The 24,707-nt window shown below is 54.3% G+C and carries 20 protein-coding genes, 2 tRNA genes and 1 pseudogene; 14 read left to right on the top strand and 9 right to left on the bottom strand.

The window, feature by feature from the left end; translation table 11 throughout:
• The first annotated feature begins 58 nt into the window (after window positions 1-58).
• Window positions 59-1,216 carry an aminotransferase class I/II-fold pyridoxal phosphate-dependent enzyme gene (locus tag RLO149_RS14020; protein ID WP_013962756.1) on the top strand — a complete coding sequence of 386 codons (1,158 nt, stop codon included), beginning with the start codon at window positions 59-61 and terminating at the stop codon, window positions 1,214-1,216.
• 194 nt (window positions 1,217-1,410) lie between these two features.
• On the opposite strand, the gene RLO149_RS23805 is transcribed toward RLO149_RS14020, so the two are convergent.
• Window positions 1,411-1,572 carry a hypothetical protein gene (locus RLO149_RS23805; protein ID WP_158308162.1) on the bottom strand — a complete coding sequence of 54 codons (162 nt, stop codon included), beginning with the start codon at window positions 1,570-1,572 and terminating at the stop codon, window positions 1,411-1,413.
• A 186-nt stretch (window positions 1,573-1,758) separates the two neighbouring features.
• A tRNA-Cys gene (locus RLO149_RS14015) sits at window positions 1,759-1,832 on the bottom strand.
• 348 nt (window positions 1,833-2,180) lie between these two features.
• Here RLO149_RS14015 and RLO149_RS14010 point away from each other — a divergent pair.
• Window positions 2,181-2,255: transfer RNA gene (locus tag RLO149_RS14010), tRNA-Phe, on the top strand.
• 61 nt (window positions 2,256-2,316) lie between these two features.
• Window positions 2,317-3,495 carry a DUF6538 domain-containing protein gene (locus RLO149_RS14005; RefSeq protein ID WP_044025357.1) on the top strand — a complete coding sequence of 393 codons (1,179 nt, stop codon included), beginning with the start codon at window positions 2,317-2,319 and terminating at the stop codon, window positions 3,493-3,495.
• A gap of 442 nt (window positions 3,496-3,937) precedes the next feature.
• On the opposite strand, the gene RLO149_RS14000 is transcribed toward RLO149_RS14005, so the two are convergent.
• Window positions 3,938-4,552, bottom strand: coding sequence for a relaxase/mobilization nuclease domain-containing protein (locus RLO149_RS14000; RefSeq protein ID WP_013962752.1), 615 nt, complete (start codon window positions 4,550-4,552; stop codon window positions 3,938-3,940).
• 367 nt (window positions 4,553-4,919) lie between these two features.
• On the opposite strand from RLO149_RS14000, the gene RLO149_RS13995 reads away from it, so the two are divergent.
• From RLO149_RS13995 to RLO149_RS13985, 3 genes are all read left to right on the top strand, one after another.
• Complete coding sequence (locus RLO149_RS13995) at window positions 4,920-5,294, top strand: hypothetical protein (RefSeq protein ID WP_245538064.1); 375 nt, start codon at window positions 4,920-4,922, stop codon at window positions 5,292-5,294.
• A gap of 178 nt (window positions 5,295-5,472) precedes the next feature.
• On the top strand, window positions 5,473-5,859 hold the full coding sequence (locus tag RLO149_RS13990) for a VOC family protein (protein WP_013962749.1): 387 nt from the start codon (window positions 5,473-5,475) through the stop codon (window positions 5,857-5,859).
• A complete protein-coding gene (locus RLO149_RS13985; RefSeq protein ID WP_013962748.1) occupies window positions 5,856-6,737 on the top strand; it encodes a DMT family transporter in 882 nt (293 codons plus the stop codon). Before RLO149_RS13990 ends, RLO149_RS13985 begins: the two co-directional genes overlap by 4 nt.
• 173 nt (window positions 6,738-6,910) lie before the next feature.
• On the opposite strand, the gene RLO149_RS13980 is transcribed toward RLO149_RS13985, so the two are convergent.
• Window positions 6,911-7,933 (bottom strand): permease, encoded by a 1,023-nt coding sequence (locus tag RLO149_RS13980; protein WP_013962747.1) that lies wholly within the window; start codon window positions 7,931-7,933, stop codon window positions 6,911-6,913.
• An 85-nt stretch (window positions 7,934-8,018) separates the two neighbouring features.
• Between RLO149_RS13980 and RLO149_RS13975 the strand changes: the two genes are divergently transcribed.
• Window positions 8,019-8,918, top strand: coding sequence for a LysR substrate-binding domain-containing protein (locus RLO149_RS13975; protein ID WP_013962746.1), 900 nt, complete (start codon window positions 8,019-8,021; stop codon window positions 8,916-8,918).
• 1,018 nt (window positions 8,919-9,936) lie between these two features.
• Window positions 9,937-10,377: a YaeQ family protein gene (locus RLO149_RS13965; RefSeq protein ID WP_245538063.1), complete on the top strand. Its 441-nt coding sequence runs from the start codon at window positions 9,937-9,939 to the stop codon at window positions 10,375-10,377.
• 321 nt (window positions 10,378-10,698) lie between these two features.
• Here the strand turns inward: RLO149_RS13965 and RLO149_RS13960 are convergent, their stop codons facing one another.
• The 3 genes from RLO149_RS13960 to RLO149_RS13950 all read right to left on the bottom strand — a co-directional run bounded on the left by RLO149_RS13960 (window position 10,699) and on the right by RLO149_RS13950 (window position 15,187).
• Complete coding sequence (locus RLO149_RS13960) at window positions 10,699-11,718, bottom strand: IS110 family RNA-guided transposase (protein WP_013960549.1); 1,020 nt, start codon at window positions 11,716-11,718, stop codon at window positions 10,699-10,701.
• Window positions 11,719-11,981: 263 nt separating this feature from the next.
• Complete coding sequence (locus tag RLO149_RS23195; protein ID WP_013962742.1) at window positions 11,982-12,791, bottom strand: heparin lyase I family protein; 810 nt, start codon at window positions 12,789-12,791, stop codon at window positions 11,982-11,984.
• Between the two features lie 419 nt (window positions 12,792-13,210).
• Window positions 13,211-15,187 (bottom strand): pentapeptide repeat-containing protein, encoded by a 1,977-nt coding sequence (locus RLO149_RS13950; protein ID WP_013962741.1) that lies wholly within the window; start codon window positions 15,185-15,187, stop codon window positions 13,211-13,213.
• 330 nt (window positions 15,188-15,517) lie between these two features.
• Here RLO149_RS13950 and RLO149_RS23580 point away from each other — a divergent pair, with 330 nt between their 5' ends.
• The 5 genes and pseudogenes from RLO149_RS23580 to RLO149_RS13930 form a co-directional block, all read left to right on the top strand.
• Window positions 15,518-15,751, top strand: coding sequence for a hypothetical protein (locus RLO149_RS23580; protein ID WP_013962740.1), 234 nt, complete (start codon window positions 15,518-15,520; stop codon window positions 15,749-15,751).
• Window positions 15,752-15,970: 219 nt separating this feature from the next.
• Window positions 15,971-16,624, top strand: a complete 654-nt coding sequence (locus RLO149_RS13945; protein WP_013962739.1) for a hypothetical protein — start codon at window positions 15,971-15,973, stop codon at window positions 16,622-16,624.
• Between the two features lie 564 nt (window positions 16,625-17,188).
• Complete coding sequence (locus RLO149_RS23800) at window positions 17,189-17,374, top strand: VOC family protein (RefSeq protein ID WP_158308161.1); 186 nt, start codon at window positions 17,189-17,191, stop codon at window positions 17,372-17,374.
• A gap of 80 nt (window positions 17,375-17,454) precedes the next feature.
• Complete coding sequence (locus RLO149_RS13935) at window positions 17,455-18,072, top strand: MBL fold metallo-hydrolase (RefSeq protein ID WP_013962736.1); 618 nt, start codon at window positions 17,455-17,457, stop codon at window positions 18,070-18,072.
• A pseudogene (locus RLO149_RS13930) lies at window positions 18,069-18,584 on the top strand (IS256 family transposase); the annotation flags it as partial. The gene RLO149_RS13935 and the pseudogene RLO149_RS13930, both read left to right, overlap by 4 nt.
• Window positions 18,585-18,966: 382 nt before the next feature.
• Here RLO149_RS13930 and RLO149_RS13925 read toward each other — a convergent pair.
• Window positions 18,967-20,583: a DUF4139 domain-containing protein gene (locus RLO149_RS13925; RefSeq protein ID WP_013962735.1), complete on the bottom strand. Its 1,617-nt coding sequence runs from the start codon at window positions 20,581-20,583 to the stop codon at window positions 18,967-18,969.
• Window positions 20,584-21,198: 615 nt separating this feature from the next.
• Window positions 21,199-21,963 carry a transporter substrate-binding domain-containing protein gene (locus tag RLO149_RS13920; RefSeq protein ID WP_158308159.1) on the bottom strand — a complete coding sequence of 255 codons (765 nt, stop codon included), beginning with the start codon at window positions 21,961-21,963 and terminating at the stop codon, window positions 21,199-21,201.
• A 342-nt stretch (window positions 21,964-22,305) separates the two neighbouring features.
• Between RLO149_RS13920 and RLO149_RS13915 the strand changes: the two genes are divergently transcribed.
• Window positions 22,306-24,507: a hypothetical protein gene (locus RLO149_RS13915; protein ID WP_013962733.1), complete on the top strand. Its 2,202-nt coding sequence runs from the start codon at window positions 22,306-22,308 to the stop codon at window positions 24,505-24,507.
• Window positions 24,508-24,707: the final 200 nt, after the last annotated feature.

Below are 24,707 nucleotides of genomic sequence, written 5' to 3'. Positions count from 1 at the left end.
TGGCAGGTCGCTTAAGACATGAATTCGGCTTTTTACCCACCACACCAAAGGTCCACTCATGCCCACGCTGCCAGATTTCCGCCTTGAGACCCATTTCGCCAAATGGGAGTTTACTGCGCAATACCACCTGACAGCTTCCGACGCGGAAAGCATCTCTTTGCGTGACCTTCTTGCTATGGCCTCGGATGAGGATCGTGCTGCGTTCGAAGAGATGTGGCTCGGATATACCGAAACCTTTGGCGCTCCGGATTTGCGCGCCCGGATTGCGCAGACCTATGAACAACAGTCGGCAGATAATATCCTGTGTTTTGCAGGTGCCAGTGAGGGTATTTTTGCCGCCAATTCCGTGCTGCTCGACAAGGACAGCCACGCCATTGTCGTGACCCCGAATTATCAGTCTCACGAGACGCTGCCGGTCACGATCTGCAGTGCCACCGGGGTCCCGCTTGACCCGGATGATGGCTGGTCATTGGACATCGACCGGGTGGCCGCTGCGATCCAACCAAACACCCGGCTTTTGACGATGAACTTTCCCCACAACCCGACGGGCGCGATCCTTGCACGGGATCGTTATGATGCGCTGATCGCGCTGTGTCGCAAACACGGCATTTACATTTTGCATGATGAAATTTTCCATGGGCTGGGGCCCAGTGGCACGCAGTTTTTGCCCTTTGTCGCGGATGTCTACGAACGCGGACTGTCTTTGAACGTGATGTCCAAATCATATGGGTTGCCGGGTTTGCGTATCGGCTGGATTGCATCGCAGGACCGCGACGTACTGGCGCGTATGGAACGGCTGAAGCACTATCTTTCGATCTGTAATTCAGGCCCCAGTGAAAGACTTGCGATGATCGCGCTGGCGAACCGGCGCGCGTTGCTGGCGCGGAACTGTGCCATAGTTGATGAAAACCTGCCGAAATGGGATGCATTTTTCGCGCGATACCCGGACCTGTTTGACTGGCAGCACCCGGATGGTTCCTGCATGGCGTACCCGCGCTACAAGGGAGCAGGTGGGGTCGACGCCTTTGCCCGCGATCTGGTGGAGCAAAGCGGTGTTCTTGTCCTGCCGAGTTCAATCTATGCATCCGACATCGGCCCTGTGCCGAGCGACCGGTTTCGAATCGGATTGGGCCGTCGCGGCTTGGACGAAGGACTGGCGGCGTTTGAGGCCTATCTCAACCGCAACGACGGGCCTTCATTGCTGACGGGCGATTGACGTTCTGAGAGGCGGCCAGTTACGCACTCTCCAAGCTGGCATATGCGTTACTTGTAGTTTCCTGACCGAAAAGCTGAGAGAGTGATCGCTCTTAAAGCGTCATGCGAAAAACCTGAATCACATAACGCTGCCTGAAATCAAAGATTTCAACGCGTTACATGATACCCGATGTTTCAGGTATTTCGTCAGACGCTCTAGTCGCTGTTCTTCTTTGATTTGGCGATGTCTTCCAAAGCATCGGCTATTCGGGCTTGTTCATTTGCTTTTCTCTTGCTCGAGCGCATAATTAGCCAGATTGGCAATACCACGATCAACAGGATCAATAGGAGCCCAGGCAGGCCGATGTTGTTGAGCATGTGAAACGGTCCTCAGTATATCTACGACGACCTTTGTCAACACCGCGCGACAAGTATCAACCGATAACCGTGTTTTGAGGAGAACCGCTTGCAGAAATTTCCAGTACTTGAGCGCGGAACAAAAACAGAATATCCAGACGCGGCTGGTCACGATTCCCAAAAACCTGCTAAGTGCTTAAAATTAATTGGAGGCGAGTAGGAGAATCGAACTCCTGTACACGGATTTGCAATCCGCTGCGTAACCACTCCGCCAACTCGCCATCAAGCACTCTAGGCATATGTACTTCGAATCCGAGCGTCAAGCGACATTCCTCAGCTTTTGGCCATTTCATTCTGCTTTCACTTTAGGCTTATCGCTAATGGACTCTCACACCTGCCACTGCTTTTTGAATTGGCCAGTGAGCCTTCAAGTGTAATCCGCTGGGAACAAAGATCGACGATCTGATTCCGCGTTGCCTGTTAAGAAGTTTTGGAAGGCTCCAGATCTGAACATTGGCACTAGAATCAAAGTGTTTATGTTACATGGGTATAATATCAAAATATGGGCTGGACACCTTCTTACCAAACTCCTAGAACGCTGGCACCTCGTCAGTGAACTGACTTATATTGCCCGGGTAGCTCAGGGGTAGAGCAGTGGATTGAAAATCCTCGTGTCGGTGGTTCGATTCCGCCCCCGGGCACCACTTGTTCAGTTATCCCATTGGTTTTCCTCCAGTTTTTAGCAACTGCTTGGAGCCGTAGACCATGTCGGAGACCATTTCACCCACGTTCACCTTCGTAAAAGACGGTGTTTTCTACTTCAGTCGTCGCATCCCGAAAGAGCTGCTTCGCCACTATTCGTCGCCTCGGATCGCTTATTCGCTGCGTACAAGGTCAGGAAAGATCGCTGAAGCTCGCGCCAGAAAGGCAGCAGACCAGCTCGATGACTACTGGTTCCACCTCAGAACTCAAGAAGCAAAGCTGCCGGGAAAGCATATGCTGAGGATGGGAGCTACAGGTGCGGTAGGGTCTTCTTCTGTTCCACATGTAAGTTTGTCTTCATTTGTTTTGTTGTCAGAGGCTGTGGCGATATACCTTGAGCAGAAGGGCAAGGGCCGTCCGGTCACGTTCCACCGAGCCGCTGAGCGAGCGTGTGGCTATGTTATCGATGCCTGCGGTGACAAAAACCTCGATGTTTACACCAAGGCGGACGCAAACAAGTTCCGCGACGCACTGATTGCACGAGGCTTGGCAGGTAGCAGTTTGACCCGGGTCTTTGGCACAGTACGAGCCGTCACGAACTTTGCAGCGAGTGAGCAGGGTCTGACGCTGAACAATCCCTTTGCTGGGGTCTACTATGACCGGACTGCAGGGGTCTCAAATCGCAACCCGATCCCCTCAGACGCGCTTGGTGCCGTACAAACAAAGTGCCGGGAGATTGACGATGACCTTCGCTGGTTGGTTTCGTTGGTCTCAGATACCGGGATGCGTCTTGCTGAAGCTGCGGGGTTGAGCAAGGAAGACATCATCACCGAGGAAGATGGCTCACTCGTTGTTCGGGTCCGTCATCATCCGTGGCGGCGTCTCAAGACCAAAGGCAGCGAACGCGATGTCCCGCTTGAAGGTGAGGCGCGTTGGGCAGCACAGCGCATACTTGAACATGCCAGCTCTTCGCAGTTTGCCTTCCCGCGATACAACAAAGCGGAGACAACCAACGCGAACGCCGCCAGTGCCGCATTGAACAAATGGATGAAAGAGTACGCCCCGGAAGGATGCACCATGCACAGCTTTCGCCACTCTATGCGGGATCGCCTCAGAGCCGTCGAGTGTCCTGCTGACATCGTTGACCAGATCGGTGGCTGGCGCACGGACGGTATAGGCCACGGATACGGCTCAGGTTACCCGCTTGAGGTTCTCCAGAAGTGGATGAAGGCAGTCACTTGAGCCGACATGGTCTACGGCTCCAAGCAGTTGCTAAAAACTGGAGGAAAACCAATGGGATATCTGAACAAGTGGTGCCTGTTGACAGCGGTACGTCACCTCGCATACCCTTTGTTTTGCTGGAAAGACCAGCTGAAGAAGTGCCTGTAGGAGGAACAGAACCTCCGCTTCCGGGCACCATAACAGAATCCATGGTCTGTAAACCCACTTAAAGCCTTGAACGGGAACGCTAATTCGGCGGTTCTAGCACCCTCTTTTCGGCAGTATCTGATGCGGTCTGTGAAAGCCAATTTGAGCACCAGTTTACGTGCTGCCACACTGCCACTTTCCCATATTTTCCAAGGGCTTGAGAGGAATGTCAGGGCCGGTTCTAGTTTTTCGGCAAAGCTCCCAGAAGGAACTGTCCGATTTTCAATATTTTCGGTCAATAGTGCTTTCTGTTTGTTCAGTTGCCCGATCTTGGCTTCATAGGTTTCGAGTACTGCCGGATTGGAGGTTTCCATGATCCGCTCAAGCAGTGTTGAGGTTTCAGGGGAGATTGCCGCTTCGCCTGCTGCCATTCAGCCAATGAAAAAATACGGGGGTCCCGGTTGCGCCTGTCCCGATATCCATCCGGTAATCGCCAGCCATGCTCCAGAAATAGGTCCTTGGATACTTCTTTTAACCGAGTGTGATAGAAGGGCAGGTTGATGGCTTTCATGTCGATCACATCAATGCGAGACCAGACAACATGGGCATGTCGTCGTCCATTTTTCTCATGAAAGACAATCGCACGGGCCTGATCGTCCAACCCCAGTTTCTTTTCCGTGCGTTCAACCGCATTCAGGATGTCAGCAGTCGAAACCCGTTCCGTCTCAGGAGGGTTGATGCTCAGGGAAAACAGATATTGCTGGCATTTTGTCCCTTTGGAGATCGCATCAGCTTCCCGAAACGCGCCGTGCAGGGTTTCAGCCGTGAAGCCGCGCAGTTCATGTACTTCGACATGATCATTGTCGTGAATGTTCATAAGGTGGGTCGCCAGCTTGAGACCGCCGCCACGCTGATTGCCGTTGAGGATCATTTATCATCCTCGACGGGGTAACCAAGCGCTTTCATCAAGTCCATGCGGATTGCCAGCACAGCAGCGCAGGTTGCCATCAGGTCTTCTTCGACTTCCGGCGACATCGGCTGCCGCCGCGAGAAATCCCCTTGACGTCGCCGGTGGCGCGTAATGCCGGAAGTGTTGGACTGATCGAACCGACTAGACTCGATGGAGGTACGTGGCTGTGGGAGCCTGTCACAGAACACTCAATGATCTCAGAGCGGTACGATCTTTCCCTGTCGCTCTTGACGTTGGGTGCGCGCGCGCCACTGGCGGATACTGAAGGGGCGGCATCAAACCGCGACAGGTCCAAGGTTCACGAAGGTTGGCAAAGGGGCGCATCCGCGTGAATAGTTGGGTTTGGGTCTGTGTGCGCAGCACATCGTTGGTTGCAATGTATTTGGCGATCTATGCCGCGATTCCGGTGCTTGATTTATCGGTCATCGCGGCAACGCTTTATACCAGCCCGCTGTTCATTGTTCTACTATCGGCAGTCTTCCGTTTGGAAGCCATCAGCAAGGTTCATTTGGTCGCGGTGCTGGTTGGCTTCGCAGGTGTGCTCTTTGTCGTGCAACCCGCGGGGGCTGAGGTTCCTGAGGCCAGCACGATGGGCGGCATATTCCTGATCATGATGGCAGGCGGGCTTGTGCTTTTTTTCGACAGGAGGCCAACAAACAGACCTCTGTGCGAAGCCCGCCTTTCGCTGAAAGCTGACGAGTAAGTAGTTTGAGCTTGATCCGGTCCTCTGACGTATTGAATGGGGATGCTTTCCGTACCGATAGGTTCAAACAAACGGCATCACCGGGAAAGCCCATCATCCTCAAGATTGGTGTTATGTCTGTTGGAAAGGATCTAGTAGTTCCTAAACCAGCGCCGGGATGCGCAATGGGGAGCACCAAATGATTGACCATGTGTCCGTATCGGTCACCGATCTTGCGGCGGCACGGACGTTCTATGTCGAAATTCTTGAAAAAATAGGACTCTGTGAGCTTGTTTCCCGCGAACACAGCGTTGGATTTGGCAAGTCCTATCCGGAATTCTGGCTGAATGAGCGGCCGAACATGGGAGCTGTTGCGCAAGATTGTGGTGCTCATGTTTGTTTTCGGTGCCCTTCCAAAGACGCTGTCATCGGCTTTCATACGGTAGCGCTAGCAAAGGGTGGGTCTGATGCCGGTATGCCTAGGGACCGTCAGGGCGCGAAGACACCCTATTTTGGTGCATTCATTTTCGATTTGGATGGCAACAAAATAGAGGTTGTCACTTTTCCACGCGAGGCAACGGCATGAATGCTCAATCAACAAATCTTTCAGCCGGGATTTTCTTTGGTGTTCTCGGAATGCTTGGGTTCAGCGGAACGCTTGTCGCCACGCGTACAGCGGTCTTCGATTTTTCGCCGCTGGACATCACCAGCGCACGGATCGTTATGGCGGGCCTCCTTGGTGCGATTTTTCTGGTCCTGAGCCGACAAACAAGGTTTCCAGAGCGCAGGTTTGTGCTGCCCATTATCGTCATGGGCCTCGGTCTGGCGGTGGGTTACCCATTCTTTCTTGCCTTGGCGCTAGAAAAGGTGCCCGCCGTGCATGGTGCTGTCGTGACCGGTCTTGCCCCTGCTGCAACCGCTATTATCGCGGTGGTACGCACTGGCGAGCGGCCATCAATCGCTTTCTGGACTGCTTCTATTGTGGGATTCTGTGCAGTTTTCTATTTCGCATACGACGCAGGGGGAGGACATCTTAGCCTCTCAGATGGATGGCTCTTGCTTGGCATGTTGAGTCTGGGCGTCGCCTATGTCGAAGGGGGCCGAGTATCACGTGAAATTGGAGGGACTGCCACGCTGAGTTGGGCAATGCTTTTTCTGACGCCAGCGGCAATTGTCCCGCTCTTGGTGCGAGCCAGAGAGATCGACATCGAAGCTGTTGCGGCGTCAAGCTGGATTTCGCTGGCCTATCTCGGGATCGTCAGCATGTTTCTGGCGTCAGTGTTCTGGTATCGGGGTCTTTCCCTTGGCGGCATTGCCCGGATTGGCCAGATTAACCTACTTCTACCGCTCGTTGCTCTCGCTTGGTCAGCATTGTTTCTTGGCGAGGAAATCACTGCGACAGCCTTTGCTTGTTCCATAATTGTCCTTGCTGCCATGATTGTTTGTCTACGAAGCCGAACCTGACATTCGCTACCGCGCAGAAGGCAGTATGGTCGGCGTACTGCACTCCTTGGCAGCGTTGGTCACCAGTGTCAGGCTTCTGGAAAACCAGTCTTTCGCCGGGCTATGCATTAATTGGTACATTTAGGGATCTTTCAGATCTTTACCAAGGCCTGCTTCCAAGCCGATACCAGACTTCAAATGACCCACTCGAAAGCGTATCCTGCTGCCAAAGACCCTAGCACCGCGAGCAGCAGATACAGCAGGAACGGTTTTAGTTTCAGCACAGGCGCGATGGCCATCGCGCCCCAGATGCTTACCACACCGCCTGAGATCAGAAAGGCCATCGCGGCCCCTTCGGACATGCCGTTATCAATGAGGCCACGCGCCAGGGGCAAAGCCGCATAGCCATCGATGTAGGCCGGGGCACCTACAAAGACGGCAGCGGGAATAGCCCACCATTGATCTTCACCAACATATGCGGCAAGCGACCCCGGTGTCAGCGCCGCGTTCAGGGCATATTCGGCGGCAAAAGCCGGTATCAGGCAAATCACGATGATCCGCGCTGTTGCGCGGAACTGTGTGCTGAAAGACTGACGCCGTTCAGCGGTGCGCCAGACCTTTGGTTCGAAGCTTTGAACATCACCGCATCGCGCAGCACTCAGTTGTCGGGCCAGACCATTGTCACGAAGCGGGTTCAATGCCCAAGGCGACTTGGCGAACAATGCGGTGGTCGCGCCGCCGAACACCCCCAACCCGATTGCTGCCACCAGTTTGCCAATTGCAAAGCTCAGACCAAGCGTTGCAGCCGTTGTGGCAAGCATGGCCGGATCGGTAATGGGAGACGAGAGCCAGAACGCCATGATTGGCGCAAGCGGCACGCCCGCCGCCAAGAGACCGACCATCAGTGGTAGAACTGTCACACCGCAGACCGGTGTGATGGCTCCGATCAGCGATGCAGCCGCTACCGCGCGCAGCGTCCTTCCTTCAAACGCGCTGGCTATGTGCGTATCCGCGCCACTGGCGATGATCCAAGCTGCAAGAAGGATACCGGGGATAACGATGGGGGCGACGGTGACAAGGCCCCATCCAACAAATAGCGTGGCGTTCAGCACATGCTCAGGCCATGCAAATGAGATGCCTGCAAGCAAGGCAAGGCAAAGGCTCCAGAGCGCACGCTTCTTGCTTGTGCCTCGGCGCACTATGGTTTGATCGGCCATGGAATATTCCTTTGACCTTGCAAAATAGCGATCGACAAAGCATATGTGAAACGAATAGCTTGAATACCTGCCATCGGATTTGCAAATGGAAAATCTTGATAGTGACTTGCTTCGCACCTTCCTAGCTGTCGCTCAGGCGGGAAGTGTTACTGATGGCGCTGCGCGCATCCACAGATCGCAATCCGCCACCAGCATTCAGGTCAAACGCCTTGAGGCTATCCTGGGGCGATCTGTGTTCGACCGTCACGGGCGCGGCGTCGTGTTGAGCGAGACCGGACGTCGGCTACTGCCCGTTGCCCAGGATGTGACGGCGCGCCTTGATGTGACGCTGCGGGAAATTTCTCAGTGCGCGGTGTCGGGCCAGCTGCATGTGGGCATTCCTGACGATCATGGCAGGGCTAAGCTGGTGGAGATCATTTCTGCCTTCACGCGCCATCATCCCGGGGTCGAGCTTGTCGTAACTTGTGCGTTGAGCACAGAGTTCCCCAATGCGCTGGAAAAAGGGGCGCTCGATCTTGCCATTTACGAAGTGGAACATCCGAAACCGCAAGAGGAGGTCTTGTTCGAGGACCCCACATGCTGGATGACCTCCACACATCGGGATTTCCCGACCGGCGAAAGCCTGCCTGTGGCCCTATTCGATCATGCCTGCTGGTGGCGCGATGTGGCGATTGCGTCCCTTGAGGCGCGCGGCAAGCCCTACCGGATCGCCTATTCCAGCCAGAGCGTTTCCGGCGTGATCGCGGCCGTCGAAGCCGGGATCGCCGTTGGCCTGCTGGGTCGATCATCCCTACATTCTGGTCTGGCCGCCGTAGATGAAAACCTAGGGTTTGGATCGACGCCTGCGTCGAAGTTGGTCATGGCTGCGAGAGGGGCCAAGGAGACCCAACTACAGGCTGCTATGAAAGAGGCGGTCCGATCCGCGTTTCAAACGACGGCGTTAGAAAGTCGCCCCGGGTGCAACTTTAACAAATGCGCAAGTTAGCTCACTGCTGTGACCTGGCCGCGTTGGTCTAGGCTACGGTGAGATATTGACCCCTCTAGATCTACAACGCGGGACATTCCTGCCGTTCGTTTCATTCAATTGAATGGCGGCTCTGGACTGGGCTAAAGATTTCTTGTTGGCAGGACGCCTGCCAATTGAGTTGCTTCCCACTCTTCATTCAGAGGCTCACCGAGGCCCGCGAAGTCGTCGCTCTGGAGCTTTGATCGCATTATGAGATTGAGTCTGAAATGCCTTACCATTTGTCGCAATTCACACCATGCAGCAATTAACCCGGCATCGACGTAGTAAATCAGAACAAGCGGCCAGATTGTGCGCTTGGTTTTACTAATGAATTGTCGTGCCCGTTTGCCGACACCAAACCCAAAAACAAACCGGGGAACAATAGCATGCCGTCCATAGCCAACCGCGTGTTGAAGGCCCCGCCGTAGGTCCGCGCAATCAACGATGTGATGTACGCGAAGGTGAATATCAGAGCCATTGTCGGGCGCGTTTTCTCACGTAGGTAGATTCTGAATTGGTTTTGGTCGTTACAGATAGCGGTAGCCATTTCTACAGCCGATAGTGCCTAGTTTACAGTTTCAGTGCCATTGACGTGGGTTTCTGCCTTGCAAATGCTAAGCGTCACCGGTGCCCGGCAACGCTCCTACCGTAAATGCTCCAAACTGCTGTCAGATTTTCACTGCAACGGCGAACACTGCCATGTTGACTGCGCATTCCTCCCGTTCCCGAATGCTTGTGCTTGATCGGCTTGGGCACTGCGATCTAAAGCTGCCATTTTTGGATGAGCTATCGCAACGCATTTGGGATGTTGCAAACTGGGATTGGCTCCATCTTGTGACGATTAGCACTGTGGAGGCGATCGTAGATGGCAAGCACGGCTAGTTGCCGTTCGTCGAGTGTTGATCTGTCTCCGTCGAAAGTCATTGCCCATTCGAGTTCGTTGTAGCTGGCTCCGATTTGGTCCTCGTCGGTGCGGTTATCCCCCCATAAGCCGTCAGTGGGCGCAGCCGATAAAATACGCATCGTCGCTTTTGCGCTAAACGCTCATGAGCATTTGGAAATGACGAAAGGCCTTTCAACGGATGACGAGCCAGACATTTGGCAGAAAAGCCTGAGCGGAGAACTTGATGTATGGGTGGCCCTGGGACTTCCAAGCGAGAAGGTGATGCGTCAATCTTGTGGCAAAGCCGACAAGGTGATTGTTTATTCCTATGGCGGCAGGACTGCCGAGATTTGGTGGGACAAGATCAATAATAGCACCACCCGTTTTGATAATCTTCAGGTGATAAATTTCTCCGAGACGGACACAGGCGCACTGGCACAGCTGGCAAGCCGCACGATGAAGCTGCAGATCAATATTCAGGAAGGCGATGTGATGGTCAGCGTGGATGACAGCGTCGTTTACGTTACTCCCACGAAATGGAAGAGCGCTGCGTAATTCATGATTGCCTGCTGCATAGATGGACTTGAGTCACTCAGTGGTTGCTACCTCAGTCAGGTGTGACTGGCCAATGCCCTGTGTGGATAGCTCCTGCATAGCAAGACATATTTGAAGTAATTTCGCACTGGTCAGAAGCAGACGTGTGTCCGGCCTGTTTGCGCGGCACTCGTAGCCGCCGGCCCTGATGGTTTCCGCGACCAAGTCCCAAACGGCTTATCGAACAACAATGTGTCCTGGACATTCGACGGGGTGTCTTGGTTGGCGGGCTGACTGTGCGCCATCATTTCGTAGGTCTTGCTGTCTCGGGTGTTCCTTTTGTTAGGCTGTGTGAGGCCGGTAGTATTCGTTCTTGGTTAACACCGCCCAGACAATTCGAGCAGTCTTGTTTGCCATTGCAACGGTCGCCAGTCGAGCAGGTTTGCGCTCAAGAAGGCCGATAGCCCATGGATCGACGCGGTCAGGATTCACTTTCATTTGCCGCAATCTCGCTGTCATCCCGGTCACCAAAAGACGCCGAATGTATCGGTCACCCATTTTTGTGATCCGTCCTAATCGTTCTTTTCCGCCACTCGACATGTTCAGAGGTGTGAGCCCCAGCCACGCTGCAAATTGTCGACCATTCTTAAACTGTTTTGCGTCGCCGATAGTGGCAACAATGGCGGACGCGGTCACAGGGCCAACGCCTGGGATCGTGCGCAACAGCATAACGCGTTTGTCCAGTTTCGAATGAAGTCGCATGCGCATCTCGTACCAGCGGAACCGGAGATGCATAGCGACAAGTTGGTGGCTAAGTTGTTTCAGAACATCAATTGCGATTTGCGGAAGGGCGGGCTTTTCTCCCTCCAGAACACCTTTGGCGTATTTGACTGCGGCTCCGGTTCCTTGTGGAATGATGACACCAAACTCGGCGAGCAAACTGCGAAGCATGTTGCTGAGTTGTGTTCGTTGCCTGACGATCAAATCGCGCGCACAATGCAGGAACAAGACGGCCTGCTGTTCCTCGGATTTGGGCGCAACAAACCGCATCGTCGGGCGTGTCACCGCTTCACATATAGCTTCGGCATCATTCGCGTCAGATTTGCCGCGTTTGACATAGGGCTTCACATAATTGGCTGGGATCAAGCGAACATCGTGCCCAAGCTTGGTCAGTTCTCGCGCCCAATAGTGGCTGGACCCGCATGCCTCCATGCCGATCAAACAGGGCTCCAGATTGATGAAGAACTGCATGAGTTGTGCGCGCCGGATCGCTCGATTGAAGACAACCTCTCCATCCTCAGTAATTCCGTGAACCTGAAAAACATGTTTGGCCAGATCGATACCGATTGTTGTAACTTGCATTGGGTAGCTCCTTTCATAGCAGTGATAGACAACTGCAGTATGGCGCATTGCGACGCCGGGTGGAGCAGGAGCTATCCACACCATCCGCTTTGGGCAAACTGCAACGCAGCGCAGAACTCTGTCACCAAAGGCAAATATGGGCCGTTATTGACGAAGAATGGAGGCCTCGATTTGGGAGATGTTGCGCGGCATCCGAGGTCGGCTTGGAGACCAATGTACAGGATGCTGCACATTGCGCCAACGATGGCTTTTTTGTGCTCCTGTTAATCGACTGCTCGTTTTTGGAGCTCAACGGCAACTTTTTCGTAGGTTTTACCCATGCGCACCTCGTCAATGAAGACCACCTGAGTTGGCATCGGACCGCTATGCCTGCTCACAAAAGATCGGTAGATACCATACTTAAAGTAGTAAGACTTTGGCTCGTAACTTTGATTATAGGGGTGCACTGCAACCTGCTTTCCGTTTTTGAAAACCTCCAGCGTACCAGGAGAGCCCTGAGTGTTCAGTCGAACTGCAAAGTCGGTCCATTTTCCTCGTAACTCGCTGATACTGGCAAGTTGATAGTCTGCGATGTCGTTGCGTACGTTGTTAAATGGCCCGGACAGAACATGTACGCGTAAGAAGTATCGGTTGCCTAGCATCTCCATCTGAAAAACGCCCGGCTCGGATGGGAAGCCACCGGCAAATCCGGACGGCCCTCCCTTCATCTTAACTTGACCCACTGTCGTGCGCACCCGTGAGCTTGTTTTGAAATCTGGGGGAAGATATATTGAAAACGCTATCCATTGGTCGGTGCCATGACGCCAATCCCTTTTGACATAAAGCTCCGAACGCTCGCGGTCATTGTCGCAATCGGACCAACCGCTGTCCCAACCGCAATCGCCCGGCCGCACTTCAAACCGCTGCGCACGTTTGCCTAAGCGTGTCAGTCCACGTATCTTGGCATAACCATGTTCGGTTTGATTTTTTTGCAAGCTGCGCTCAACAGGAAGGCGCTGAGCAGCCACGGTTTCGGGAATTAGACTACACAAGAAGACTAAGGCAATTGTCGCTGCAAAAAATCTGGTAAACATGCATATCCCTTCAAATTTTTTAGAGTAGCTTACGGTTGAGGGCCTATTTGTCCAGTCAGAACCCTGAAGGAACTTAGTTTCGATAGCTGCTAAGTCTGCATCCAATAAGATTGACCGGGAGCAGCCGTTTATGCGAGTCTCATTTGCAGCACCCGGCCTGCCTCGCTTGTGCAACGCAGGGGCCACGCCCAGCAGGCCTTGACCGCAACCAAATCAACAGAAAGAGACAGGAACGGATTCTACACCTAAACGGACTGAATCAGGTGGCTGGGTCAAACCCAATTAACATGGCAATGGACTCCGTGGTTCCATCCCAAGCTGGAAGAGCTTGACCGCCTGGCACGTGACGCAAGGTTGGACGTCATCAAAACCGCCCCCATAGGCAGGCCATTCTATGCGGTATCGTTACGAAAGCCTCTCTACGGTACCGAAAGGCGTGAAGAGATCGGCCAAAGCCAAGAGCTGAACTCCTCCGATAACTTGTCATTCATGACCCGCCGCCGCTCATAGAATGCACGTTCTTCAGCTCTCCAAGCTTCGTCATCGAAAGGTTGGATCAGGCAGTCTTCAGGCAACGGAACCGGCGCGACATCTATGAAAGCTTCAGGCACCGCGGCGCTCCATGACGGCGTATAGGGCATTGCTTCGAATACCCCGCGCCAATGCCGATGATAATCAAGGTTGTTCAGGACGTCGTCGGGCCAGTGGCAGGGCCGCGCCATACCCTCAGGCAGGCGAACGCTGCCATCCGCGAAGGTCTGATCCAACTGACCCGGCTGATCAAATTGCGCGCGCGACAGGTCGAGATTGCGGAATGTGACCCCAAGAAGCACGGCTTCGGTAAAGTCGGGCTGGCCAACCGGCCAGTCAGCGCGCCCCTCAATGTGGGTCGAGCTGACCAATGCCCCAAGAAACTCAGCCGACGTCAGTTTAACATTGACGAGGCGCGAAAACCTCAACCTAGCATGCGCGAAATCGGCGCCGAAGAGACTGGACCGTTCGAATGTCGTCCCGATCAAGTCGGCGTTAGAAAACTTCGCCCGCTCCAGCAGAGCGCCGTCGAGCCGCGTCGCGTCCAAGGATGCACCCATGAAATTGACGTCATTCAAATTAGTGTGGCGAAAGTCCGCATTCTCCAGATTTGCGCCACGCATATCCGCCAGCAAGAAATCTGCATTCGTAGCACTTAGGTTGTACATGTTGCTGCCGATTAGCTTGGCGTAGCGCAGGTTTGCTCCGTCCAAACGCGCGTAGCGTAGACCCGATGCGGTCATATCCACGAAAAGTGCGCGGATACCTTCCATCTGCGCCGCTTCCATATCGGCACGGCGCAGCCGCGTCCGGGTCAGCGTCACGCCCGGAAGAAATGCAGCTAAAAGATTGGCGTGATCCATGTGCCGCTCGCTTAGATCTGGGCTCCTCATTACGGCGATCTCTCGGGAGCGGGCGGCGTCGAAGGCAGCGTTGAGGTCCTCATCCTCCAGACCCCGGTTGCGGCAGTCCGGGTCGGGGATATCGGCACACCAGTCGCGCCGGAACCTCCGCAACGCTTCATCATGCGGGCGCCAAGTCGGTGTCATCTCCGTTAAACGAATGCGTGATAAGTCGGCGACAGCGGGACGAAACCAGTTTACGACGCGTTCCGTGACGGCCGGATCTTCGGGGTAACGCGTCACCGAAGGTCCGAGGGGATCCCACTCGGTCCGCACTAGTGAAACAGCAAGCATGAGACCGATTGCCACCGTTAAAAAACTGATCGTCAATGTCCTGCGCGTTCGTTGTGGGCGGTTGCTCATCCTGTCGCGCAGTGACGCAAAGCTCTTCAAGCCGATTAAGACGCATCCCAAGGCCATGAAACCAACCGCGATGGTAAGCCATGCCAAGTGTGCGGTGTGTGACCGAAACCAGAGCCCCCAAACGAGGATCGGTGCCGCGACGAACAAAAGCGTGAACGACGTCACCATTCCCAGTGTACTCAGCGATCCAGCCTCAACGGGCGGCGGCTCTTCGCGGCGCGCTCGACCGCGCACCAGAAGTGCTGCACCGCTGACGAGCCAAGGCAGGATGACATCGGAAAGCGGATCGCGATCAATCCGAGCAGGCGCATGACCGAGAGTAGCCCAAAGCGGCTCTAGCGTTACGTGGAGATAGGCATAGGTCATCGTCACAAGTGTTGCGCCGAAGAAAAGGAACGGGATCACCGGCACCGCGACGCCGACGAGCGGCAGACTAACGTTACGATCTGCCGCAAAGAAGTCCGCATCATTGAAGCCAAGCAGAGTAATTCCGACAAACCCAAGCACGCCGAGATAGGTAAACCAGACTCCGCGCGTGGCCTGCGTGAGAGCCCGGATACGATCGATATACGTTTGATTGGTTTCGGACTTGTCGGACATAACCACTTTAGTATGCCCGCGAGAGCGTGTCCGGGGCAAGCCTACTCAAATTTCCCGTCGTCAAACATGCCTTCGCGGGGGGCATTGTAAACTTGTCTTGTCCTCGCGAAATATTAGTCAAACTGGCCCGATCAAGCACTCTTCAACTCACACGTAATGTCGCCGCAAAGGCTATGCCAGTCCTTACTGGGCCTAGACGCCGTGGCGCGTCCCATCGAAGCAGCCAATTACGCATAGCGCAGCACCTTGATCATTGGGTAGACCAACATTTTTCATCACGGTTCTCTCAGGGGAGTGAACAATTCGAATTTTCAGAGTGAGGTTCTGCCTATGGCCCGAAAATCTGCGCTTTCCGTTGGAAAGTTGAGTAATCTTGGTGCTAAAGAGCTTGCGCAGATGATACTGGCAGAGGCAGATCAGAATGCGGGTTCGGCTGAAAATTTTTGCTGCGACAGTCGAGCTTGCTCGGATGGCTCGGAAATTTCTGACTGCCCACCTGACATGATTGAATCTCATTGCGGAGGCGGCCCAAACCGGATTTTTTTTGCCGTGCAAAATATCTGACGACTTTATATTTCTCGCCGCGGATACGGCGGGTGTCGGTGTTGGTGCAGCATTTGGCTTTTGATGGGCAGACCTGACAATCGGATTTGAGAGCGCCATAGTTTCGGGCTTTCATGCCATGCGTATCCCGGGCAGGGTAAGAGTAATTGCGTCGGGTATGACTTGTTGACAGAGGCGTGCCGTACGCGCGAGGCTAGAAACGGGTTTGGGAGATTTCAGATGCAACCTGCTCGATATGCACTTGCCTTAATGATCGTCGCCGCGTCACCGGGTGCAGCGTCGACAATCAGCTCTGCGTTTGGCTTTGCGTCTATCACGATCACTGCGTTCACCTTTGAGACCGATTTTGAGCAGGTTGATCTGATTGTGGATGGTCGCACCTCGGTCAGCGCCAGTGCTTTCGTGGACAGTGCCAACGGAAGGGATGCTGGTAGCGACAGCGCAACCGTAACCTTCACCAACCCGCTTGATGAGGCACTGGAGCTTTATGTCGAGTACGAGCTTATGAGCCAGTCCTCGACGGAGTTTTTGAATGGTGTCGTGATCCGTGATGCGCGTTACGATTCGAACGCGTTTGTCGAGTTGGGCTTTCGGTCGGCCTTTACCTCCACAAACGGGAGATATGACTGCACCGATGCTGATTTCAGCTCTGCGGGCTTTGATTGCTTTGGGTTGTTCGACGACGATTTGCAGGATGTGTTTGAAACACCCTTAGACTACCTTGACCCGTTCGCAAGCGTGACCTTTTCGCTTGAGGCGGCGGCGTTCGCGTTTATCGAATCTACGCCGTCGCCGGTTCCCGGGCCACTTCCCGCTTGGCTGCTTCTTTCTGGCCTTGGTGTTTTGGGGCTGCGGCGCTTTAGGCGCGTCTAAAGTCTTTTCGCACGCCTTTGTTTGCAGATATTCGGCGAGATTGGGGGACATCTTTATTTAGCCTAGCGATATGCGCGACGCGGCTCCCATCCTGCCGCTGCTGGTCTGTCCGGACCATTCTACCTGCGCAGGAGCATTGAATGCGTTGGCTTGGAACGAGGGACAAAAAGTTATGCGGCCTGTGAACTGCGCCCTCAGTATTCGCTGCGTCTTAAACCAACTACTGGTTCTCCTGCTGCATCGCAGCAGCTCTAAACTCGCAACTGCAGCGCTTTTGGTACTACGAGCGCTTGCAGCGTGATTTGGAGACTTCCGCTGTGGACTGATTTTGTTGAAAAACTCGAAAATCTGACAGTTGCGTTTTTCTGCCAGAACCCGTTGCAACGGACAAATTGAAACCGACTATGGCCGCGGAGAACCGCGCCGAAGTATCCATAGACCCCTGCCAGATCATCAAACCTGCCACCGATAAACGCCCCATTGGTTGTCTTAAACCCGGCGGCACTGAGAAAGCTTCCGTCCTTGGACACAGCGCTGATTGCGTAAGTCGGATCAAGAACGCTCTTGATAAAGGGAACGGCCTTGGCCGCTGGTCCCAAGACCTGCCTTCATCTGGCCGGGCTGGGCGTCGAAATCACCCGAAACCCGGGCCCGATGAAAGCGGCACCGGATGAAACTGGCGAATACGAAACCATCGCATTCATCAAAGACCCTGACGGCTACAATATTGAGCTAATCCAAGCCCCCTAGGCGTCCCAACAAGCGGTGAGGCACGGCTGACGTGGATCACAAACGCATTGGGCACGGCAAATTATGAAACGAGACACACCATGACGAATAACCGCACTTCTGAAAAACAACAGGTTCACAGACTCAGTAGGTCTCTGGCTCTGACCTCGTTCTTAACTGCTATAATCGCCTTTCCAATACCGGCGTTGGCGGATGGGCCCCATCTGATGTCAACGAAAGTCGCCGAAAACCTGTACATGCTGACAGGCGATGGTGGGAACATCGGCGTCATGATCGGAGACGACGGCACGTTTCTCATCGACGATCAGATGGCACCTGCTTCGCCGGAATTGCTTGCGCTTATAAACCAATTGGGGGGCGAGCCCCCCCGGTTCCTGATCAACACCCATTTCCATTTTGACCATACTGGCGGAAATGAACTTCTTGGCGGGACAGGTACAACGATTTTCAGCCACGAGATGGCCCGCACGCGTCTTGCTGATGGAGGTGATATTCCTCTTTTCGACTTGTCGTTTCCGCCGATGGCAAGCGATGGATTGCCCGTTGTCACCTTTAAGGACTCGATGAGCTTCCATTTAAATGACGACATAATGCGCGCCGTCCATACGCCCCGGGCACACACGGACGGAGACTTGGTGGTGTTTTTTGAGATGGCCAATGTCGTGCACGCGGGGGACGTATTCTTCAACGGCATCTAGGGTTCTGGCATGCGCTGCGCGAGGTCTTTGGCGCGACGAAAGAACAGCGTTGCTGGTTCCACAAAACCGGCAATGTTTTGAACGCGATGCCAAAGTCAGTTCAAGCAAAAGCCAAAGGTCATCTGCACGATATTTGGCAAGCTGAAACCCGCGTGGAGGCTGAGGTCGCTTTTGATTTCTTCGTGGCATCCTACGGCGTGAAATATGACAAGGCTGTTGGCAAGCTGACCAAAGATCGCGACGTGCTCCTGGCCTTCTATGACTTTCCTGCTGAACACTGGAAACACATCCGAACGACGAACCCCATTGAAAGCACCTTTGCCACGGTCCGACACCGAACCGGCAAAACCAAGGGATGCCTCAGCCGCAAAACCGGCCTTGCCATGGCATTCAGGCTGATGATGTCAGCCCAGACGAAATGGCGCAAACTCGACGGAGCCAACCGCCTGCCCGAGATCATTGAGGGGATTGAATTCAATGACGGGATCAAGCAACTTCAAAACGCCGCCTGATCACGCCGTCACCAACTTTCGGGCATAGCTCAAGACAACACTACTTGTGGGTGTTCACGCTGAGGGCGAGGTTCCGTTTGGAGTGTGGTCAAGTTGGGCTCGGAGCCTCTATTGAACTAGACTTTGCAAAGTCCGCTTCCTGCGCAAGGCGACCTTGTGGCAACGCCGCTTCTAGATTTCGACCGATGAGCATCGTTTCCGTCCTTCTGTACTTAGGCAAAATGCCTGCTCTCAGCCCCAAGCGGACATTGGATCGGTAGGCCAGATGCGAGATAAGCGAACTTTGCTGTCGATCACTTTAGAGCAACAACGTAGCGCTTGCGCAAGAATGCTCCACGATCAATTCAGCAGTGCCGGGTGCCGACAAGTCGGGATTGAAGTCCTATTTTAGTAACAAGCCTTCAGGCCAGCGAACTTTTTGACTAACTGAAATAACTATCTCGTCATTTGGTACAACTTCGAGCTCCCATTTCAGGATGCCTCTCATGAAATCGTAGTTCTGTTCCGTTGGTTCGGGATCAGCTGTGAAAGTAATCTGAAGTTCTTCTTGTTCGCTGTAAGGAACTTGGCCAATCAGTTCCAAAGAATAGGACTGGTCGCCCAGATTTGTCACAGTGATCCGGGTTTCTTCGTCTCGAACGTTGGAGCGATTTAGAATGCCACTGTCGCCGTCGCTTCTGTCAAGGACCTCCAAATCTAATCTAAGGTCTTCTATTGGTCCGAATGCCAGAACACCCTCATCTCCGGCGGGAATCTCAGGCATGTCCGACAGCCCAACGAATTGGTTATCTACCGAAAAGAACGTCTCATTTGACGCAAAGAAAGGCTCGTCGGACGTATTCTTGAACCGCGCCATCAGGTATGCCGTTTCGTCTCTCAGTGGGACTGCACGCGCAAATACCTCTGCAGGCAAAGTGATCGTATCCAATGCGATCCTGGCCGCATCCACATCGTTTGCTACCGTTAGGCGTGCGAGTACATCGTATGTAACACCTGGTCCATCATAGATTGCAGCTGCAACTTCTTCCACGATAACAGGTGCTTCAACAATCGGCTCTGCTAACAGCATTGAGCTGCGATCAAGTGACTGCGCAGGTGGTGCAGGATCCACGGCCACTACCTTTCGCGGAAAAACTCGAGAAGGTTTTAATTTTTTCGACACCGACAGAGTAGACAAGCGCACCTCAACATCGTTCCAGTCCTCGCCACTGGACTGCTCGATAGCAGCCCCTCGCCGGATGCTAATCTGTGCTGTTTCTGCTGTTGAAAGGGTCACGTCGTAGAGCGGCTCCCAGCTGGCGCTAACGAAATAGGACACGGAGAGTTCTGCAGTGGCAGCTGTGTCCGTCGACAACGTGACGGCCGCTTGAAAACGATCCTCGTCTGATGTCAGCAGGGCAGCCAGAGCTTCTTCCGCATCTTCGACGGCTTCTTCTAGAACTTCTCGTGCCTTTAGCATGCCACGGATGGCTTTTTCAGCATCTAGTATCTGTTGCCGTGCTCTCTGGGTCTGTTCTCCGACCATAACTGCAATTTCATTTAGGTCGCCTGCGTCCGACGATAAACCTTCATTCCTAGCCAGAGCTTTGAGGAACTCTATCTGCATTTCGGCAGCTTCCGCTGCTGACATTACGCGCGCCTCTTGGTCCTCGTGATCGGCCAAGTTCGTTTGGGCGATCATCAATTGCTCCCGCGCCGATGCAATGTCGTCTGTGTCCTCTTCAGAAAGAGGAGGCAATGCATCGTTCCGTACCGACACCGGTCCCAAAACTGCGTTGGTCACGGCGATTTGCGGAAGTTGGTACTCCAGTTCAGGCGGCAGGTCCGGTAGGACAACATCGTGGCGACCAGCGGGCAACTCAACAGTCAAATTGCGAGTAACCTTAGCGCCTTCAAGATACACGATCACCGAGCTAGGCGCGCTTGTTATGACGTATGTTTCGCAGAACACTGGCGATGCAACACACACCAAAACTGAACTAAGAACTCTGTTTTTCATGACCGTATCACTCTCTCGTCCGAAGCTCAGTCACAGTGCCGTGCTCCGGTTCCAATTGAAACACATTTTTGAATTTAGTTCTGCTTGGGGTTCCGTGCAGCCATTCGCTAAATGCACTTCGAAGATCCGCTTTTGGAAACCGGTCCGGACTTTGCAAAGTCCGCTAACTGCGCAGTCCTGCCTTTCAAGCGAGACGCAGCATCTTGTGAAATTAGGCTCGTTGCCGTCATCGGAGCTGGTGCAGCATGTGGAATCCTAAGCTGATTTTCTCAGTTGAAGACGGCCCATTCCGGACCTTGGACAGGCGGTCGGAATGCTGCAGTCGCAGCCCATTTGGCGGCCATTCGCTGCGATAGCGAAATCTCGGGTTCTGCTAATGGGAAAGGTGCGGACGAAGCGGCCGTTCGATCTTTGACCTTCGCTGATGCAGCATACCTTCGCAGCCGCGGCGCACCTTCTGTTGCGATGCAGCGCATGTCACCCAAGCAGCCGTTAACTGGTATCGATTTGCTGAGCGGAACGTATGGACGCGGCGTCTCCACATTGAACGTTCGGCGAAGTGTTGAGGTATCCGACGTCCACACGACCTCTGTGGAGGCGAGCCTTTGATTGCATCTACTCCGCTGCCGGGTCCCCCAAGGGCGTGCGCTTCTGGATTTCCAGCAATCGAAGGAGGCTTTCGTCAATCCGACGTCCGAAGCAATTGGCGACATGTTCCTCAAAGCGACCGTCGCGCTGCTGTTCGGCGAGATACAGGTTGAGCTCGGCCACGAGCGGCTGATCATCATGCCCTCCAAAAATCGCATAGGGCTCCAAGGTGAAAGACCGTTGACCGACCAGCGGCGCGCTCAACGTATCGGATTGCTGAATCTTGAGCGATGACAGGTTTTCTTGGTACCATCTCAAGATATGATGGTCAGCAATCAACAGGTCGCTCTTTGGTGCCTTTGCATCGCTCAGAAGATCGGCGAGCGCCTCGGGATAGTCTTTGTACTCATGTTCAACGAGCGGTGCCTCCCCCACGGTGCCGCAAAAGGCGTTGGACGAAACAAAACGGTCCCAACCCGGTAACATGGTATCATCCGCGCGTTTTTGGCTCGACGTCGTGCCTCCCACCACACCGATCCGACACTGTGCGCTCTCTCCGACACCAAACCGCTCGGGCGTCATGGCCCGAGAGGGCGTGACAAAGGTATTAAGCGAGTGCGGCAGCCTGCCAGACATCCAAACCGTTGCAGTGGTTGCGCCGCACAGCAGATCGATCTCCTTGTCAGAGGTTCCCAAAAGCGACGCGACGCGTTCTGAGGCCGTAAGGCTTACCACATCGACCTCGACAGTCTCCGCGCCGCGTGCGGTGCAGCTTTCGTTCAAGTGCGCCAAGAATGCGTCGCACAAGGCAACTGTGAAACCTGCGTGCTGTGGAAAGTTAGGCGTCGTCGGGCCGCAGCTCTGCGCCGTCGGGTCGCTGTCGGGGCTGACAAGCAGGGCCGAAGGACTGAATGAAAATGGTGGAGCGTCGTCGCGTACGCCAACCCGAATTGTGGTGCCGCAATAGTCGCCTGTTTCGACAGCCTGAGCGTGGACTCCGCCTCCGATAGGGGTAGTCGCGACCGACCAAAGGACGAGCAGAGACGCTGGTTTAAAGAAATTCATTAACGAATCCATCCATACGTGTATTATGATAAATATTTCAATTTTTAATTATAGCGTATTTTAGAGACAATGGTTTGGATATTTTCTAGTCTTGCCGCCCTCGTCGCATTGGTTCTCGTCCTCGCAGCTGCACCCGATACCGGCGTGCAGATGTTCCAAATGGGCTCGGACGCGGCCAATGAAGCAGCCGATTGGCAAAGTGCACTGAGGTTCGTGGCGGCCGTATGCGTCGGTCTTTGGTTTGGCCGTGAGTTTGGTCAATGGGCGGAAGCGGGGGAAAAGGGAGACAGCCAACGCAGTGGCCTTCCCAGTGATACGATCGACGATCTACAGCGGCTGCTTCAGACGCGCGCGTTCACCACATCCTTGCGGTTTTGGCTGTGGTCGATCCTCTACGGGTTGTTTGTTGCAATCGGATTTCTCATAGTTGTGTTCTTTCCCGCGGTTGCCAATGAACTACAGCAGGCGCTGGCGCTGATACTGGGGCAGAGCGCTCTTTTCGATTTCCAAGTGGGAGGTGGCGGCCTTATGGCCGGTGTCGCCATGTCCGTACTCTTTGCCAGATCGGTCTGGGAAGGCAAATTACGGCGCTTCTTTCAGCGGCGTGCGCTAATCCCAGAAGAAGCGCGACGGATATACCAGGAGCTGAAGCATACAATCTTTGACTATCGCCCTCCGGACCATGATTTGGAACTGTTTTTGGAGCAACAGGCAGAGGACTCCAGAACGCCGACATACTTCGATTTTGAGTTCGACAGCAATCGTGTCCAACAGGCAGACAAGCGCATGGAGCTGTTGCCGCGCGTGGCCTTCATGTGTTGGCAAATCAAGCGCCTGCTGCCGCAGCATGTCGGATTTGAGGCCATGCGTCGAAATGGTCAAGAATTCGAACGGATGGCAAAATCTGTCGAAGCTTTCGAGAAGACCGCGATGGTGTGCAAAGACAGGCTGGTGTCGGTCCTGGATGGTTTGGTCAAGCTCGAAGAGGCGATTGCCGCGGCTCCGCATCTTGGTGCAAACGACACCGAAGACATCGTCAAATCACTGGATGTGCGGGCCAGTGTCGCTGCGAATACCAATCTGACCGTCGATATCCTGGAAAAAGGCGCCCTGCCGGTCTCGCGGCTCGACAATATAGCGCTTGCCCTCGTGGCGGAGCTGAATTCCCTGGGCGCGCGTCTCGGGCGATACAACGAGCTGCAAGCGAGAATAGACCAATCTTCGCTGAAACGCATCTATCGTTCGGCGACAGCTGCGCAGGCGATGCAAGAGGCTCCGGCGGCATTTGCCGGGCACCATGGCGGATCGGAGGGCCAAAGCCTGAACGCTGATTATGAGCGGCTGACAACACGGCTGGAAACTCTGCGCAAACAACTGGCGGCGGTCCAAAGCTCCCTGGTTCCGGTCTCCGTCGACAGGCTGAAAGCACTTGATGAGAAAATGGAGGCCGACAACCGCGCATTGGTCAATCTGGGCAACAGCTTCATTGGCGTGATCGTGTGCGCCGGGCTCACGGCTTACACTACGCCAAACCGCAAATTCTATCAAGCCTTCGGCCTTAACCCTACTCTTGGGTATGTGAGGTTTCGGTTTGAACGAGCGCTTATGCTGATCGCCGGTCCTTTGGCCGTCTACTTTTTCTATCTGATTGCGATGGCTGCGCAGAAGCCCGATCAGGGGTTTCAGTTTGCGATCTGGTTCCTTTTTGGAACTCTCTTCATTGCAGGATCGATCGTCTACGGCTGCGTGCACGGCGCGGCGCTTGCAAGCGTAGCAATTGAAAACCATCGCGCTATTGTCACCGAACCGTCCAATCGAGACACATCGGCCATGGGCCGTTTCAACCTGCTACACGGCTTCTTTGCGTTCTTATTCTCGACAGCCTTTCTGATCATCGGTGTTTATGTGCTGTGTTTGTGTTTGGCGTTTAACGTTACCGTGGGCAACAGCAGCGCCGAGGCGCATTCCGTGTTCCAAGGCGCGTGGCCTTTTGCGTCTGTCGCCGCCGTGTGGTCAGTTCTATGTGCGCGCATAACCCTTTGCGCCTCGCTGAACTACAAAAGCGTCGTCTCGATGCGTGACTGGGTTTTATTTCCGGCTCTGTGCCTGTTGTCCTCAGGGCTGGTGTTTGGCTTTTTGACAGGATCGGGCTTAGGGAGCGAAACGCCGTGGGGCACAGTCTTTGGTCTCGCGGCTGTGTTAACCCTCGCCGTGCTGGCCGGCGCTCAGTGGTCCGTTGATACAAAGAAACCGGGCCGTGCGGACAGCTAGCGCCCGTTTGCAGCATGACTGGTTTGGTTGCGGCCCAAGCCTGTTGCGGCGCAGCATCAGCTGACGCGATGACGCTGGAACCATGGTTAGGAGCGGCCCTTTGCGGTCATTAGACGCGAAGTTGACATGCTGCAGTGCAGCTCATCATAGCGGATGGTGTGGATAGCTCCTGCTCCACCCGGCGTCGCAATGCGCCATAC

This window comes from Roseobacter litoralis Och 149 (genome assembly GCF_000154785.2).
GTDB lineage: Bacteria > Pseudomonadota > Alphaproteobacteria > Rhodobacterales > Rhodobacteraceae > Roseobacter > Roseobacter litoralis.
Note: the sequence above shows the minus strand (reverse complement) of the source record. Positions and strands in the feature narration are given on the sequence as shown.

What these genes read in the sequence shown, in the direction of transcription:
- RLO149_RS14020 (WP_013962756.1), top strand. Translation starts at nt 59, where the DNA reads ATGCCCACGCTGCCAGATTTCCGCCTTGAGACCCATTTCGCCAAATGG.
- RLO149_RS23805 (WP_158308162.1), bottom strand. Translation starts at nt 1,572, where the DNA reads ATGCTCAACAACATCGGCCTGCCTGGGCTCCTATTGATCCTGTTGATC.
- RLO149_RS14005 (WP_044025357.1), top strand. Translation starts at nt 2,317, where the DNA reads ATGTCGGAGACCATTTCACCCACGTTCACCTTCGTAAAAGACGGTGTT.
- RLO149_RS14000 (WP_013962752.1), bottom strand. Translation starts at nt 4,552, where the DNA reads ATGATCCTCAACGGCAATCAGCGTGGCGGCGGTCTCAAGCTGGCGACC.
- RLO149_RS13990 (WP_013962749.1), top strand. Translation starts at nt 5,473, where the DNA reads ATGATTGACCATGTGTCCGTATCGGTCACCGATCTTGCGGCGGCACGG.
- RLO149_RS13985 (WP_013962748.1), top strand. Translation starts at nt 5,856, where the DNA reads ATGAATGCTCAATCAACAAATCTTTCAGCCGGGATTTTCTTTGGTGTT.
- RLO149_RS13980 (WP_013962747.1), bottom strand. Translation starts at nt 7,933, where the DNA reads ATGGCCGATCAAACCATAGTGCGCCGAGGCACAAGCAAGAAGCGTGCG.
- RLO149_RS13975 (WP_013962746.1), top strand. Translation starts at nt 8,019, where the DNA reads ATGGAAAATCTTGATAGTGACTTGCTTCGCACCTTCCTAGCTGTCGCT.
- RLO149_RS13960 (WP_013960549.1), bottom strand. Translation starts at nt 11,718, where the DNA reads ATGCAAGTTACAACAATCGGTATCGATCTGGCCAAACATGTTTTTCAG.
- RLO149_RS23195 (WP_013962742.1), bottom strand. Translation starts at nt 12,791, where the DNA reads ATGTTTACCAGATTTTTTGCAGCGACAATTGCCTTAGTCTTCTTGTGT.
- RLO149_RS13950 (WP_013962741.1), bottom strand. Translation starts at nt 15,187, where the DNA reads ATGTCCGACAAGTCCGAAACCAATCAAACGTATATCGATCGTATCCGG.
- RLO149_RS23580 (WP_013962740.1), top strand. Translation starts at nt 15,518, where the DNA reads ATGGCCCGAAAATCTGCGCTTTCCGTTGGAAAGTTGAGTAATCTTGGT.
- RLO149_RS13945 (WP_013962739.1), top strand. Translation starts at nt 15,971, where the DNA reads ATGCAACCTGCTCGATATGCACTTGCCTTAATGATCGTCGCCGCGTCA.
- RLO149_RS13935 (WP_013962736.1), top strand. Translation starts at nt 17,455, where the DNA reads ATGACGAATAACCGCACTTCTGAAAAACAACAGGTTCACAGACTCAGT.
- RLO149_RS13925 (WP_013962735.1), bottom strand. Translation starts at nt 20,583, where the DNA reads ATGAAAAACAGAGTTCTTAGTTCAGTTTTGGTGTGTGTTGCATCGCCA.
- RLO149_RS13915 (WP_013962733.1), top strand. Translation starts at nt 22,306, where the DNA reads ATGGTTTGGATATTTTCTAGTCTTGCCGCCCTCGTCGCATTGGTTCTC.